15 protein-coding genes are annotated in these 14,381 nt (G+C 70.8%); 2 read left to right on the top strand and 13 right to left on the bottom strand.

Annotated features, from left to right (window positions below; genetic code table 11):
* Positions 1-81: 81 nt before the first annotated feature.
* Positions 82-1,599, bottom strand: coding sequence for an efflux RND transporter periplasmic adaptor subunit (locus I2501_RS11885; RefSeq protein WP_196193882.1), 1,518 nt, complete (start codon positions 1,597-1,599; stop codon positions 82-84).
* 259 nt (positions 1,600-1,858) lie between these two features.
* The gene (locus I2501_RS11880) at positions 1,859-2,383 is read right to left on the bottom strand and encodes a GNAT family N-acetyltransferase (protein WP_196193881.1); all 525 of its coding nucleotides are present in this window, start codon (positions 2,381-2,383) and stop codon (positions 1,859-1,861) included.
* A gap of 104 nt (positions 2,384-2,487) precedes the next feature.
* On the opposite strand from I2501_RS11880, the gene I2501_RS11875 reads away from it, so the two are divergent.
* On the top strand, positions 2,488-2,916 hold the full coding sequence (locus tag I2501_RS11875) for a CBS domain-containing protein (protein ID WP_196193880.1): 429 nt from the start codon (positions 2,488-2,490) through the stop codon (positions 2,914-2,916).
* A gap of 56 nt (positions 2,917-2,972) precedes the next feature.
* Here the strand turns inward: I2501_RS11875 and I2501_RS11870 are convergent, their stop codons facing one another.
* Together I2501_RS11870 and I2501_RS11865 are read right to left on the bottom strand one after the other, a co-directional pair.
* Positions 2,973-3,371 carry an aggregation-promoting factor C-terminal-like domain-containing protein gene (locus tag I2501_RS11870; protein ID WP_196193879.1) on the bottom strand — a complete coding sequence of 133 codons (399 nt, stop codon included), beginning with the start codon at positions 3,369-3,371 and terminating at the stop codon, positions 2,973-2,975.
* A gap of 323 nt (positions 3,372-3,694) precedes the next feature.
* The gene (locus tag I2501_RS11865) at positions 3,695-4,372 is read right to left on the bottom strand and encodes a TetR/AcrR family transcriptional regulator (protein WP_196193878.1); all 678 of its coding nucleotides are present in this window, start codon (positions 4,370-4,372) and stop codon (positions 3,695-3,697) included.
* 138 nt (positions 4,373-4,510) lie between these two features.
* On the opposite strand from I2501_RS11865, the gene I2501_RS11860 reads away from it, so the two are divergent.
* Positions 4,511-5,878 (top strand): serine hydrolase domain-containing protein, encoded by a 1,368-nt coding sequence (locus I2501_RS11860; RefSeq protein ID WP_196193877.1) that lies wholly within the window; start codon positions 4,511-4,513, stop codon positions 5,876-5,878.
* Positions 5,879-5,941: 63 nt separating this feature from the next.
* Here the strand turns inward: I2501_RS11860 and metK are convergent, their stop codons facing one another.
* From metK to I2501_RS11815, 9 genes are all read right to left on the bottom strand, one after another.
* A complete protein-coding gene (gene metK / locus I2501_RS11855; protein WP_196193876.1) occupies positions 5,942-7,150 on the bottom strand; it encodes a methionine adenosyltransferase in 1,209 nt (402 codons plus the stop codon).
* A gap of 251 nt (positions 7,151-7,401) precedes the next feature.
* Positions 7,402-8,610 (bottom strand): bifunctional phosphopantothenoylcysteine decarboxylase/phosphopantothenate--cysteine ligase CoaBC, encoded by a 1,209-nt coding sequence (gene coaBC, locus I2501_RS11850; RefSeq protein ID WP_196193875.1) that lies wholly within the window; start codon positions 8,608-8,610, stop codon positions 7,402-7,404.
* A 128-nt stretch (positions 8,611-8,738) separates the two neighbouring features.
* Positions 8,739-9,008 (bottom strand): DNA-directed RNA polymerase subunit omega, encoded by a 270-nt coding sequence (gene rpoZ / locus I2501_RS11845; RefSeq protein WP_042382490.1) that lies wholly within the window; start codon positions 9,006-9,008, stop codon positions 8,739-8,741.
* A gap of 43 nt (positions 9,009-9,051) precedes the next feature.
* Positions 9,052-9,609 (bottom strand): guanylate kinase, encoded by a 558-nt coding sequence (gmk, locus tag I2501_RS11840; protein ID WP_196193874.1) that lies wholly within the window; start codon positions 9,607-9,609, stop codon positions 9,052-9,054.
* 83 nt (positions 9,610-9,692) lie between these two features.
* Positions 9,693-10,016, bottom strand: a complete 324-nt coding sequence (gene mihF, locus I2501_RS11835) for an integration host factor, actinobacterial type (protein ID WP_196193873.1) — start codon at positions 10,014-10,016, stop codon at positions 9,693-9,695.
* 454 nt (positions 10,017-10,470) lie between these two features.
* On the bottom strand, positions 10,471-11,304 hold the full coding sequence (pyrF, locus tag I2501_RS11830) for an orotidine-5'-phosphate decarboxylase (RefSeq protein ID WP_196193872.1): 834 nt from the start codon (positions 11,302-11,304) through the stop codon (positions 10,471-10,473).
* Between the two features lie 34 nt (positions 11,305-11,338).
* Positions 11,339-12,319, bottom strand: a complete 981-nt coding sequence (locus tag I2501_RS11825; protein ID WP_196193871.1) for a dihydroorotate dehydrogenase — start codon at positions 12,317-12,319, stop codon at positions 11,339-11,341.
* A gap of 1 nt (position 12,320) precedes the next feature.
* On the bottom strand, positions 12,321-13,217 hold the full coding sequence (locus tag I2501_RS11820) for a dihydroorotate dehydrogenase electron transfer subunit (protein WP_196193870.1): 897 nt from the start codon (positions 13,215-13,217) through the stop codon (positions 12,321-12,323).
* A 41-nt stretch (positions 13,218-13,258) separates the two neighbouring features.
* The gene (locus I2501_RS11815) at positions 13,259-14,356 is read right to left on the bottom strand and encodes a quinone-dependent dihydroorotate dehydrogenase (RefSeq protein ID WP_196193869.1); all 1,098 of its coding nucleotides are present in this window, start codon (positions 14,354-14,356) and stop codon (positions 13,259-13,261) included.
* Between the last annotated feature and the right edge of the window lie 25 nt (positions 14,357-14,381).

The following is a 14,381-nucleotide window of genomic DNA, read 5'->3' as shown; positions in this document are numbered from 1 at the left end:
GTCCCACCTGTCAGCCCACGCCGGAGAGCCTGTCATCAGGCTGTGCATCCGGCCCGCCGACCCCTCAGCCGCCCGCGCCGCTCAGTTGCCGGCCCCGCCGGGGAACGCGTCGCTCGGGAAGCCGTTGCTGCCGCCGGCCGAGACCACCGTCAGCTCGACCTTCTGGCCCAGGCTGACGCCACTGGTGATCTGCACCGCGGTGTCACTCTCGACGCCCAGCGTGACCGGCTCCCTGGTGGTGCTGCCGTCGGCGCGGACGAGGGTCACCATGCTGCCGCTGGTACCGCCGGCACCGGTCACCGCCGTGGTCGGCACATAGAGGGCGTCCGCGGCGCTGCTGGTGACCACCTGGACGCTGGCGCTGAGGCCTGTCTGCAGGTTGCTGGTGTCACCGGTGACGACCATCGTCGCGGCATACCGCACCGCGGTCGAGGAACCGCCGCCACCGCCGCCGCCTCCGCCCCCGGAGCCGGAGGAGCTGCTGCTCACGGGGATCGAGCTGATCGACAGCACCTTGGCCTGAAGCGTGGCGCCGGACGCGTTCAGGGTCACCGTGGCGGACTGTCCCGCTTGCAACTTCAGCGAGTCGGCCTCCGAGAAGTCGGCGCTCACCTCCATCCCGGTGGGGTTGGTGATGACCACGAACCCGGAGGGTGAGCTCGAAGCGGAGCCGGAACCGGAGCTCGACGAGGAGCCGCCGCCGGAGCCGGAGACGGTCTGGCCGACCTTGCCGGCCACCGAGGCAACCGTGCCGCTCAGCGGCGCGGTGATGACCGTGCCGGCCACCTCCGCCTTCGCGGCGGTCACGGCGTTCTGAGCCGAGGTCACCTGCTCCTCGGCGTCGGCCAACTGCACCGGGTTCACGGTGGGCGTGGCGCTGGCGGCGGTCACCGCCAGCACGTCGGACATGGCGGCGGCCTGGACCACGCCACCGGCCGCGCCCGACTGCGAGACCGCCTGCGAGACCGCCTGCGAGACCGCCTGCGAGGCCGACTGTGAGGCGCTTGGAGAGGCCGACGCGGACGGGGAGGAGGACGCGGGCGCGGTCGGCCTCGTGGACGGGCCGGCCGACGGCGTGCCGCTGGGCTTCGGCGGACGCGGCCTCGGTGAGCCGGAGCGGCCGGACGACGGGGTGCCACCGGGGCGGGAGCCTGTAGAACCGCCGGAACCACCTGCCCCGCCACCCTGCCCACCGCCCGAACGTGCCCCCGCGCCGCCACCGGATCCGGTCGCGCCCGAACCCGTGGCCGGGGTGGAGTTGTTGCCCGCCTCCACACTGGCCAGGTTCGCCTGAGCCGAGGTCAGCGCGGTCTGCGCGGCGCTGAGCGCCTCGTCCGCGGTGGTCGGATCGACCTTCGCCAGGACTTCTCCCTGGGTGACCTTCTCGCCGGGGGCCACCGCGACCTCGGTCAGCGTGCCACCGGTGACGAAGTTGACCCCCGCGTCGGAGGGTGAGACCAGCGAACCGGAGCCGTCGACCGTCGACTCCACCGTGCCCTGGGCGACGGTCGCGGTCTTGGTCTGGGTCTTCGCGGTGGAACTGCCGTCGTCCACGGCCGCGTAGGCGCCGCCCGCGCCCGCCACCAGCACAACGCCCACTACGGCATACGACAGGGCGGCCCTACGCCGCCGGGGAAGCACCTTCATGTCGCGACAGCGTGGCCCGCCGACCTGTCGGGGCCTGGGACAAGCCTGGGAGTTCCCCGAGCTCGCGACCCATCAGAAAGGCGAACCTACCGGGACATTCGCCCCAAGTCCTGCCCGCTTTGGCAGGTCCGTCACCTCTGTCCCTGCCAATTCACAGGGAGTCAGCAGTCTTCGTCCAGTGGTCAGCGTGCGCCGTTCACTCGCGCCCTGCTCATGCCAGGAGGTGGACACCTCGTCCTTCGGTGTCCACCTCCTGGGTGCTGTGAAAGCCGAGGCGCGCGGCCAGGCGCAGCGACGGCGTGTTGTCGTTCCGGATCAGCGCGTACACCGGCACGTCCGGATGGAGAGGGCGCGCGTACTCCAGCGCCGCGCCCGCCGCCTCGGCGGCGAAGCCGCGCCCCCACGCGGTGGGCCGGAAGCGGTAGTAGAGGTTGAAGGCGGTGAACTCGTCGCGTCCGGCGATCCGGATCGGCGCGAACTTCACCCCGGCGAAGCCGACGATCTCGTCGGACGCGTCGGCGAGGCCGACCGAGAAATAGCCGATCCCCCGCTGCTCCCACTGCTCGATCCAGGCGTGCAGCCACTGCTCGCAGGCGTTCGGCGGGGTGGGGCCGTGGGGGTTGTGGCGGTTGGTCTCGGGATCGGAGTGGACCGCGACGACGGCCGCCAGGTCGTCCGCCGTCGGGCGGAACAGCTGCAGACGTTCGGTCCGGACGACGGGGGTACGAGTGATCACCCGGCCGAGCCTAGCCAGCCTACGATGAGAAGTGCGGGGAGGAACCGAAGTACGGGGGAACCGGAGGAGAGTGCTGCAGGCCACGCGACACAGGAGGCCGCATCATGACCACAGCAGACCAGATCATGCACGCAGGCGCCCAGTGCGTCACCGAGGACGAGTCGCTCGCCGTGGCGGCCAAGCTCATGCGGGACCGCGGGGTGGGCGCGCTGCCCATCTGCGGGGAGAACGACCGCCTCATGGGCATCATCACCGACCGCGACATCGTCGTGAGGTGCATCGCGGCCGGTCTCGACCCGGCCGTCACCACGGCCGGGGAGCTGGCCCGGGGTCGCCCGCTGACCATCGAGGGCAGCGACGACATCGAGCAGGTGCTACGGGTGATGGAGCAGCACCGGGTCCGCAGGCTTCCGGTGATCAATCATCCGGAGCACAAGCTGATCGGGATGATCAGCGAGGCGGACGTGGCGCGGCATCTGCCGCAGGCGCGCGTCGCGGAGTTCGTCTCCGCCATCTGCGCCGAGGAGGAGTGAGTCACTCCTCCGAAGGCCCCGGGAAGGGACCGGGAGGAACCGTCGGCAAGGGCCGATCAGTACCAGTTGTGGGCCTGCCAGAAGGACCAGGCGGCGTTCGGGCTGCCGTAGGTGGAGTTCATGTAGCTCAGCGCCCACTTGATCTGGGTCGCCGGGTTGGTCTGCCAGTCGGCGCCGGCGGAGGCCATCTTGGAGGCCGGCAGGGCCTGGCCCAGGCCGTAGGCACCGGAGGAGGCGTTGGTCGCGTTCACGTTCCAGCCACTCTCGTGGGAGATGATCGCGTCGAAGGAAGCGAGCTGGTCCGCGGGAACGATCGAGGCCGCGACGGACTGTGCGTCGGTCGGAGCGGCAGCGGAGGCCATGCCGGAGGCGCCGATGACGGCGACGGAGGCGAGGGCGGCGGTGCCGGCGAGGGAGACGGACAGGGTACGCAGCGACGGGATGCGGATAGCCATACTGAAGCAAATCTCCTTGCTAGGGGGTAGGTCTCTCGCGTCCCGCAGCAGGCAAGGGAGTGCCTACGGTCGCGGTTCTGCGAGATGGTCGGTCCGACGTTCCCGGGGGCTGTGCCCGTCCGGCGCGGCCCGACGTCCACCACTGTGCAGGGGCTGCCGAGGGGTGGGCAACCCCCCTATCTACGACGCACGATCGTTTGCAAATCGGACATTTTGGGATGTCGGTGCAGCAACCAGCCCATAGGGTCTCCTATCGGCGGTAGTACACCCCCTACGGCGTGTGGTGGGGCTCACCCCTCGGCTTGCGCACCGTCAGCGCCGCACTACGCTCCGTCTGCCGAAATCCGGCTCTCCAACCCGTCGAGCAGGGCGCGCAGACCGAAGACGAACGCGTCGTCCGGCCCCGATCCGTAGTCGGCCGACGACGTGTCGAGACGGGCGCGCAGCCTCGGGAACTGGGCCGCGACCTCCTTCGCGTCCTTCATCGCCTCGGCCATCCGCGCCTCGCCGTCCCCCGCCTGGGCCAGCCTGCGGGCGAGCGACGCCGCGGCGGCGAGGCCCAGGGCGTTGCCGAGCACGTAGGTGAAGACGGACGCGGATGCCTGGTCGACCTCGACGCCGGTGAGCCCGGCCGCCTCGTAGATGCCCAGGTTGTGGTCGTCGTGGCGCGCCTTGCCCGGGCCGAACATCGGCTGCGCGCCGAAGGCCTGCACCATCCAGCCGTGCCGGGCCAGCATGGTGTGCAGCCCGCTCGCCATCTCCTCCGCCGCCCGGCGCCAGCCGACGGCCTCGACGTCGGGCAGCGCGATCTCGTGCCAGACCCGGTCGCCGGCCAGCGCGATCAGGTTCTCCTTGCTGCCGACGTGCCAGTACACGGCGGTCGCGGCCGAACCGAGGCGCGCGCCGAGGGCGCGCATGTTGAGACCCTCCAGCCCTTCGGCGTCGAGCAGTTCAACGGCGGCCTGGACGATCTGATCGCGGGTCAATGTGTCGCGGGGCATGGGGTCATGTTACTTGCACGATGTTCAAGCTGCGCTCCCCGCATCACTTGCACAATGTTCAAGAGCGGCGTAGCGTCCTACTTGAACACAGTGCAAGTCCCACGAAGCAGCATCCACGACCGCAAGGGGCGGACCACCATGAGCGAGCAGCAGCTGACCGCATTCGTCGAGGAGACGGCCGAGAAGTTCGGCGTTCCGGGCCTCGCCGTCGGGGTCTGGGCGGACGGCCTGGAGATCCACGCCTGCCACGGCGTGACCAGCCTGGAGAACCCTCTCACCGTCGACGGCCACACCCTCTTCCAGATCGCGTCCATCTCCAAGAGCGTCACGGCCACCGCGCTGATGCGCCTCGCGGAGCAGGGCCGGGTCGACCTGGACGCGCCGGTCCGCACCTACGTCCCCGAGCTCGCCCTGGCGGACGAGGCCGCGACCGCGCGGATCACCGTGATGCACCTGCTCAACCACACCTCCGGCCTGGACTGGAACCTGGTCATCGACACCGGCGAGGGCGACGACGCGCTGGCCGCCTTCGTGGCCCGGCTGGCCGAGCTGTCCATGATCGCCGAGCCGGGCACCCGCGCCTCCTACAGCCAGGGCGGCTACAACCTCCTCGGCCACGTCATCGAGCGCGTCACCGGCCAGACCTTCGAACAGGCCGTCACCGAGCTGGTCCTGGAGCCGGTGGGCATGACCGAGAGCTTCTACCTGGTCGGCGACGTGATCACCCGACGCTTCGTCGTCGGCCACGAACCGGACGCGGACGGCGCGGTCGCGGTCTCCCGGATGTGGAAGGGCCCGCGCTACAACAACCCCGGCGGCGGCCTGCTGACCACGGTGGCCGACCTGCTCCGCTGGTCGCGCTTCCACCTGGGCGACGGCCGCACCGAGAGCGGCGAGCGGATCCTCACCGCCGAGAGCCTGCGGCGGATGCAGCAGCCGACCGTCGAGCTGAAGGCCAGCTCCCTCGGCGACGCGTTCGGCATCTGCTGGTTCCTGCGCGAGGTGGGCGGGGTGCGGGCCTTCGGGCACGGCGGCTCGGCCAGCGGGCAGATGTCCGAACTGCTGATCGTCCCGGAGCGCGACTTCGCGGTGGTCTCGCTGGCGAACGCGACGGACGGCATGAACGCCAACCAGGAGATCCTGCGCTGGACCCTGGAGCACCACCTCGGCCTGGTCGACCGCGACCCCGAGCCGATCCCCCACGATCCGGCCCGCGCCGCCGAACTGGTGGGCCGCTACGACAGCGACGCGATGACCCTCACCCTCGACGCGGACGACCAGGGCATGACCCTGGCGGCGGCCATCAAGCCGGAACTCCGCGCCGCGCTCGGCGGCGAGGCGCCCGCGGACTACCCGCCGGAGTCGATGGGCCTGCTCCCGGGCGACGGCGACGAGTACATCGTCACCGGCGGCGGACTCAAGGGACAGCGCGGCTGCTTCACTCGCGACGCCGACGGCAGGGTCATCGCGCTCGACCTGGCCGGTCGGGCCTTCTCCCGGGTCTGAGCACGCAAAAGGAGAGGGTGCGGGGCATCAGCCCGCACCCTCTCCTTGCGTTCAAGCGTTGCCTTACTCGGCCACGGCCTTCTTCAGCGCGTCGACGCGGTCGGTGCGCTCCCAGGTGAAGTCCGGCAGCTCGCGGCCGAAGTGGCCGTAGGCGGCGGTCTGGGAGTAGATCGGGCGGAGCAGGTCCAGGTCGCGGATGATCGCGGCCGGGCGCAGGTCGAAGACCTTGGTGACGGCCTCCTGGATCTTCAGCACCGGGACGGTCTCGGTGCCGAAGGTCTCCACGAAGAGACCGACCGGCTCGGCCTTGCCGATCGCGTAGGCGACCTGGACCTCGGCGCGCGTGGCCAGGCCCGCCGCGACGATGTTCTTGGCCACCCAGCGCATCGCGTACGCGGCGGAGCGGTCGACCTTGGACGGGTCCTTGCCCGAGAACGCGCCGCCACCGTGACGGGCCATGCCGCCGTAGGTGTCGATGATGATCTTGCGGCCGGTCAGGCCGGCGTCGCCCATCGGGCCGCCGATCTCGAAGCGACCGGTCGGGTTGACCAGCAGCCGGTAGCCGTCGACGTTCAGCGCGATGCCGCGCTCGGCCAGCGCCTTGAGCTCCGGCTCCACGACGAACTCGCGGATGTCCGGGGTCAGCAGCGACTCCAGGTCGATGTCCGAGGCGTGCTGCGAGGAGACGACCACGGTGTCGAGGCGGACGGCCTTGTCACCGTCGTACTCGATGGTGACCTGGGTCTTGCCGTCCGGACGCAGGTACGGAATGGTCCCGTTCTTGCGCACCTCGGACAGGCGGGCCGACAGGCGGTGGGCCAGGTAGATCGGCAGCGGCATCAGCTCGGGCGTGTCGTCGCACGCGTAACCGAACATCAGGCCCTGGTCGCCCGCGCCCTGCTTGTCGAGCTCGTCCTCGTCGCCCTCGACCCGGTTCTCGTAGGCCGTGTCGACACCCTGGGCGATGTCCGGCGACTGGGCGCCGATGGAGACGGAGACACCGCAGGAGGCTCCGTCGAAGCCCTTCTTCGAGGAGTCGTAACCGATCTCCAGGATCTTGTCGCGCACCAGCTGTGCGATCGGGGCGTAAGCCGCGGTGGTCACCTCCCCCGCGACATGGACCTGGCCGGTGGTGATCAGCGTCTCGACAGCGACCCGCGAGGTGGGGTCGTCCTTGAGCAGGGCGTCGAGGATGGTGTCGCTGATCTGGTCAGCGATCTTGTCCGGGTGACCTTCGGTCACGGACTCGGAGGTGAACAGGCGGCGAGACACAGCGCTCCCTGGGTTGCAGCGGCTGCTGACTAAACCGCTCGGGCCGAATTGCCCGGGCGGTCCGGAAAGACTTGGAGACTACTGTCCGGAGTGTAACGAACTGAGCGCGGCTTGGGTCCAACCGATCTCATTTTCTGGATCACACGCGGACACTCGAATGCCGAAACCGTACGACAAAGGGACGGTTCGACCGCGGAGGACCGGCCCGCTCCGAGGTGGACGAGCGGGACCCGGCCCGGATCAGCCGCCGATCACGCGAACCGGGCCGCCACGAGATCCCACAGCGTGTCCGCCAGCGCCGCCTTCGGGCCGTAAGGGACCGGCGTCTCCGAGCCGTCCGCGCCGAGCACCACGGCCTCGTTGTTGGCGCTGCCGAAGGCGCGGTCCTCGCCGACCTCGTTGACCACCAGCAGGTCGCAGCCCTTGCGGGCGAGCTTGGCGCGGCCGTGGTCGAGCGCGTCGTTGGTCTCGGCGGCGAAGCCGACCACGATCTGGCCCGGCCGGGCGCGCTCGGCGGAGATCTCGGCCAGCACGTCCGGGTTGCGGACCAGGGCGACCGGGGCCGGTTCGACGCCCTCCACCTTCTTGATCTTCTGGGCGGCGAACTCGGCCGGGCGGAAGTCGGCGACCGCCGCGGCCATCACCACCGCGTCGGCCGTCGCGGCGGCCGTCAGCACCGCCTGCCGCAGCTCCAGCGCCGTGCCGACGCGGACGACGTCAACGCCCGCAGGGTCGGCCAGCTCGGTGTTGGCGGCGACCAGCGTCACCTTGGCTCCGCGCGCGGCGGCGACCGCGGCGATCGCGTAGCCCTGGCGGCCGGAGGAGATGTTGCCGAGGAACCGGACCGGGTCCAGCGGCTCACGGGTGCCCCCGGCGGAGACCACGACATGACGGTCCGCCAGGTCGGGCCGCACCGCGTCCGCGCCACGGGCCAGCACCCGCTGGCAGAGCTCGAAGATCGCCTCCGGGTCGGGGAAGCGGCCCTTGCCGGTGTCGACGCCGGTCAGGCGGCCGACGGCGGGCTCGATCACCACCGCGCCACGCCGGCGCAGGGTGGCGACGTTCTCCTGGGTGGCGGGGTGCTCCCACATCTCGGTGTGCATCGCGGGCGCGAAGACGACCGGGCAGCGTGCCGTGAGCAGCGTGTTGGTCAGCAGGTCGTCGGCGATGCCGTGCGCGGCTTTGGCCAGCATGTCGGCGGTGGCGGGCGCGACAACGAGCAGGTCGGCGTGCTGGCCGATCCGCACGTGCGGGACCTCGTGGACGCTTTCCCACACCTCGGTCGAGGCGGGCTGCCCGGACAGCGCGGACCAGGTCGCCTCGCCGACGAAGTGCAGCGCCGAGGCGGTCGGCACCACCCGCACCGAGTGCCCCGACTCGGTGAAGCGCCGCAGCAGCTCGCACGCCTTGTAGGCGGCGATCCCACCGCTGACCCCGAGGACCACGTTCTTACCGGACACCCCGACCCACTCCGATCAACGACTTCCAGAACCGCCATCACAGCACAGAAAACGCCGCGGAACATCGGGGGTGATCCGACGTTCCGCGGCGTTCCGAGCTTTGGGCCTGCCCAAGGGCCAGGCTCCGACTACTGCGGCGCCTCGACGGCCTCGGCGGTGAGCATACCGGCGTTGATCTCGCGCAGCGCGATCGACAGCGGCTTCTCGTGCACGTGGGTGTCGACGAGCGGGCCGACGTACTCCAGCAGGCCCTCGCCGAGCTGCGAGTAGTAGGCGTTGATCTGACGGGCGCGCTTGGCCGCGTAGATCACCAGGCTGTACTTGGAGTCGGTGGCCTCGAGCAGCTCATCGATCGGCGGGTTGATGATGCCTTCGGGCGCTGTCATCGAAGAGGACACGCGGGAACCTTCCGAACTGAAGAAAAGGAGAGTCTCAAAAAAATCAGACTACGCGCATCAAGGCTAGCAGCTCGGCCGCTACATCCTCGACGGAGGTGTTGACAAGGGTCGTGTCGAACTCGCTCTCGGCGGCGAGCTCCACCCGGGCGGCGGCGAGACGCTGCTCGACCACCTCGGGCGCCTCGGTGCCACGGCCGGTCAGCCGGCGGACCAGCTCGTCCCAGGACGGCGGCGCGAGGAAGACCAGCTGGGCCTCCGGCATGGACTCCCGGACCTGGCGAGCGCCCTGCAGGTCGATCTCCAGCAGCACGGGCTCACCGGACCCCAGACGGCGCAGGACCTCCTGGCGCGGCGTGCCGTAACGGTTGCCCGCGAAGACGGCCCATTCCAGCAGCTCGCCGTTGGCGACCAGCTTGTCGAACTGGTCGTCGTCCACGAAGTGGTACTGGACGCCGTCCTTCTCCCCCGGCCGCGGCTTGCGGGTGGTGGCGGAGACGGAGAGCCAGACCTCCGGGTGTGCCTTGCGCATATGAGCGACGACCGTGCTCTTGCCGACCCCAGAGGGGCCGGAGAGCACGGTCAGCCGCGGACGTTCACTCATGCACCGATTATCCAGGAATCGAGGAGGTTCTCGAACCACTCGGACCCGACGGACCGGCGCACGGGCGTGACTCGGAAGCGCCCTCAGGCGTTGGCGCCGCCGAACTCACGCTCCAGCGACGCGATCTGGTTCGTACCCAGGCCGCGGACGCGACGCGACTCGGAGATGCCGAGACGCTCCATGATCTGCTTGGCCCGGACCTTGCCGACTCCGGGGAGCGACTCGAGCAGGGCGGAGACCTTCATCTTGCCGATGACGTCGTTCTCCTGGCCCGCCTTGATGACCTCGTGCAGGGAGGCGCCGCTGTGCTTGAGCCGGTTCTTGATCTCGGCGCGCTCCCGGCGAGCCTCAGCTGCCTTGGCGAGCGCAGCCGTGCGCTGCTCAGGGGTAAGGGGCGGAAGTGCCACGCCGTTCACCTCAGTACTTCGAATGAATGGAACAGGACTTGTGCAGGACCGACGAGGAACCTAGCGGCTCTGACCTGCGAGAGCAACGAGACCCGCGCTTGGTGCGGAGGCTCCTCGACGACCTATGGCCGGACACTACCCCTGTTGCGGCCTTCCGTCAGGGAAAAGAGCAGAAAAGTCCTGCTCAGGACCGCTTCTGCTCCGAACCGGGCGGAAATTTCGCCACAAAACGGAACGAGCGGCGAACGCGCAGCTCAGCGCCCTCACCGCTCATTCACGACATCTTCACGAGTCCTGCGGCGCGCGCGACGCGATTCGCCACCATTCGGTGGTCGCACGCACACGCTCCGTCGCCGATCTACCGCTGTTTCTCTCTGTTCCACTGCCGAATATTTGTTTTCCAGCGGTGATCACCCGACAAACATCCGGGAGCCGACGCACCGACAGAAGCCTTTCAGGCGACGGCCGTACGGACCTCGTCCACGAAACGCTGGGCCGCGTCGCGCAGCCCCTGGACCGACGGGCCGTGCTTGAGCACGTCCCGGGAGACGCTCGGCACGACGTTGCGCGCCGACCGCCCGAAGACGCGCGGGATGTCGGCCATGGTCGCTCCCTGCGCGCCCACACCGGGAGCGAGCAACGGGCCGTTGATGGCCAGGTCGGCCTCGTCGACGTCGGTCAGCGTCGCGCCGACCACCGCGCCGAAGGAGCCGAGCGGCTGCACTCCCGCGTTCTCGGCCGCGAGCTGGGCCAGGACCGACTGCGCGACGGTCCGTCCCTCGGCGCCGACGGCACGCTGCACGGACGCGCCCTCCGGGTTGGAGGTCAGCGCCAGCGCGAACAGGCCGCAGCCGTTCTTGCGGGCCAGGTCCACGGCGGGCTTCAGGGCGCCGAAGCCCAGGTAGGGCGAGACGGTGAGCGCGTCCGAGAAGAGCGGGCTGCCCCCGTCCAGGAACGCCTCGGCGTAGGCGGCCATGGTCGAGCCGATGTCGCCCCGCTTGGCGTCCATCACGACCAGCGCACCGGCGGCGCGGGCGTCGGCGACGCACTGCTCCAGCACGGCGACGCCCTTGCTGCCGAACCGCTCGAAGAAGGCCGCCTGCGGCTTCAGCACCGCGACGCGGTCGGCCAGCGCCTCGACGACGGTGCGGGAGAAGGTCGTCAGGCCGGCGATGTCGTCGCCCAGGCCCCAGGCGCTGAGCAGCGAGGCGTGCGGGTCGATGCCGACGCAGAGCTGTCCGCGGTCGTCCATGGCCTGGCGCAGCCGGGCGCCGAAGGGGGCGGTCACGATGTTCTCCCTAGGTGATCTGTGGTGCGGTGGACTACTGGTGCGCGTGACCGACGGCGTCGGTCAGCTTGGCGAAGCCGCGGGCGGCGAGCGCCTCGCGCAGTTCCGCGAGGACGCGCAGCGGCGCGCCCGGGTCGTGGAAGATCGCCGTGCCGACGGCCACGCCCGAGGCCCCCGCCAGCACGAACTCCAGGGCGTCCAGGCCGGCGCGGATCCCGCCCATGCCCGTGATCGGCACGGTGGTGATCTCCCCCGCCCGCATCGCCGCGTGGACCTCGTAGACGCAGCGGACCGCGATCGGTCGGATCGCCGGGCCGGAGAGGCCTCCGGCGGTCGTGGACAGCCGCGGCCGGAGAGTGTCGGTGTCGATCACCATGCCGAGCGGCGTGTTGATCATCGACAGTCCGTCCGCCCCGGCCCGGACGCAGGCCTTGGCGATGTCGGTGACCGACGCGACGTCCGGCGTCAGCTTGGCGTAGACGGGCAGCGCCGGGTCGGCGACCTCGCGTACGGCCTGGATCACGTCGTGGGCGGTGGCGGGGTTGCGGGCAAAGGCAAGGCCCTGGTTGTCGGCGTCCGGGCAGGCCAGGTTGACCTCCAGACCGACCACGGCCGGGCCGTCGTTCAACCACTGGGCGCACTCGGCGAACTGGTCGACCCGCTCCCCCGCGATCGAGACGACCACCCGCGCGCCGCGCTCGGCCAGCCAGGCCAGCTCGTTCTCGACGAAGTGCGCGATGCCCACGCCCGGGAGACCGATCCCGTTCAGAAGGCCACTGGGCGTCTCCGCCATCCGCGGCGTGGCGCGGCCGGAGCGGGGTTGCGGCGTGACCGTCCTGGTGGTGATCGAGCCGAGCTCGGCGAGCGGCTGGAACTTGGCGAGCTCGCGGCCGTAGCCCGCGCAGCCGGAGGCCGTGGTCACCGGGTTGGGCAGCGTGCCGCCGCCCCCGAACGGCGCGGTCATGTCGACCGAACCGCCCTCCAGCGGCGCCACGAAGGTGGTCGCGTCGGTCATCTCAGTAGGCTCCCGTCACGCCGAGGTCCATCGCCGCGGCGCCCTCGACGTCCGGCGGGACGGTCCCGATGTCGTCCCAGCGGACCCGCGTCCCGTCGAAGCAGGGCCCCTCGACGCAGGCCCGCGCGAAGCGGCTCACGCCGTCGTCGCCGACCACCGGCAGCACGCAGGCCAGGCAGGTCCCGACGCCGCAGATGCCGACGCCGCAGGCCATGGTCTCCTCGACGGCGGTGAAGCAGCGCACGTCCAGCTTGGTGGCCGTCTCGGTGACGGCTCGGAGCACGGACGTCGGCCCGGAGGCGTAGACGACTCCGGCGTCGATCGCCTTCATCGCCTCGGCCAGCGGGAGCGTCACGTGACCGCGTATCCCGTAGGAGCCGTCCTCGGTGGTGACCAGCACGTCCGGGGTCAGCTCCTTGGCCCGGTCGACGCCGAAGAGCCGGCCCGCGTCGGGCGCGCCCAGGATGAAGCTGACCGAGCCGCCGTGCTCGCGGATCAGGTCCGCCAGCCCGAACAGCGGCACGCTGCCGTGGCCGCCGGCCACCAGCAGCGCCGAGACCGGCCCGTTCGGGACGGGGAACGCGTTGCCGAGCGGCGCGACGATGTCCAGCGTCCCGCCGACCCGGGCCTGGGCCAGCTCGCGCGTGCCACGCCCCTGGTCGGAGCCGCCCTGCTCGGAGAAGACGATCTCCAGGGTCTGCTCGTCCGGGTCGGCCCGGTGGACGAAGAAGGCGCGCCGCATCAGCATCGCCGAGTCCGGCCCGCCGACCGCGACGGCGACGACGTGTCCGGGCAGGACGCGCTCCGCGATGTCCTCGGCCCGCAGCACCAGCCGGTGGTAGGCACCTACGGGCGACAGTTCGACAATCTCGGCCTGTCGTTGCAGCGGGTGTGCCATCGCGCCTGCTCGCCTTTCCTGAGGACCCTCGGGACGCAGGGTCAGCTGCGGACGGCAGCGCCGACCGCGTCCCCCAGCGTCGCATAGGGGCTGGCGGCGAGTCGGGCCGAGAGGCCCTTGTGGATCCGACGGCACCAGAACGGGCCCTCGTAGATGAAGGCCGAGTAGCCCTGCACCAGGCTGGCCCCGGCCAGGATCCGCTGCCAGGCGTCCTCGGCGGTCTCGATGCCGCCGACGGCCACCAGCGTGATCCGGCCCTCGGTGCGCGCGTGCAGACGCGTCAGCACCTCGTTGGCACGGGCCTTGAGCGGCGCGCCGGAGAGGCCGCCCGCGCCGATGGACTCGACCTTCGCCGCGTCGGTCCGCAGACCGCCGCGGCCGATGGTGGTGTTGGTGGCGATGATCCCGTCGAGGCTCAGTTCGAGCGCGAGGTCCGCGACGGCGTCGACGTCGGCGTCCGCGAGGTCCGGCGCGATCTTCACCAGCAGCGGGACGTGGGCGTCGGTGTTCGCGTCCAGCGTCTCCCGCACGGCGCTGAGCAGCGGCCGCAGCTGGTCCACGGCCTGCAGGTTGCGCAGGCCGGGCGTGTTCGGGGAGCTGACGTTGACGACGAAGTAGTCGGCGTGACGCGCGAGCCGCTCGGTGCTGGTCACGTAGTCGCCGACGGCCTCGGCCTCCGGCACGACCTTGGTCTTGCCGATGTTGACGCCGACGACGGCCTTCGCGCTCTTCGGCCGCGCGGCGAGCCGCGCCGCGACGGCGGCGGAGCCCTCGTTGTTGAACCCCATCCGGTTGATCAGCGCGCGGTCCTCGATGAGGCGGAAGAGGCGGGGCGTGGGGTTCCCCGGCTGCGCCTGCGCGGTGACCGTGCCGATCTCGACGTAGTCGAACCCGAGCATGGTCAGCCCGTCGATCCCGACGGCGTTCTTGTCGAACCCGGCGGCGAGCCCGAAGGGACCGGGAAGGTCCAGCCCCAGCGCCCGGGTCCGCAGCGCGGGGTCGCGCGGAGCGAGAACGGCCGCGACGAGGTTGCGGAGCCCGGGGATCGACGAGGCGAGCCGGATCCAGAAGAAGGCCATGTGGTGGGCCTTCTCCGGGTCCAGTCGCTTGAAGACGAGATTGAAAAAGAGCTTGTACACGAAAGCCTGGCCTTAGGTTGCACCT

Source organism: Streptacidiphilus fuscans, from assembly GCF_015690355.1.
Classification (GTDB): domain Bacteria; phylum Actinomycetota; class Actinomycetes; order Streptomycetales; family Streptomycetaceae; genus Streptacidiphilus; species Streptacidiphilus fuscans.
The sequence above is the reverse complement of the archived record's forward strand: the minus strand, read 5'-3'. Positions and strand labels throughout refer to the sequence as shown.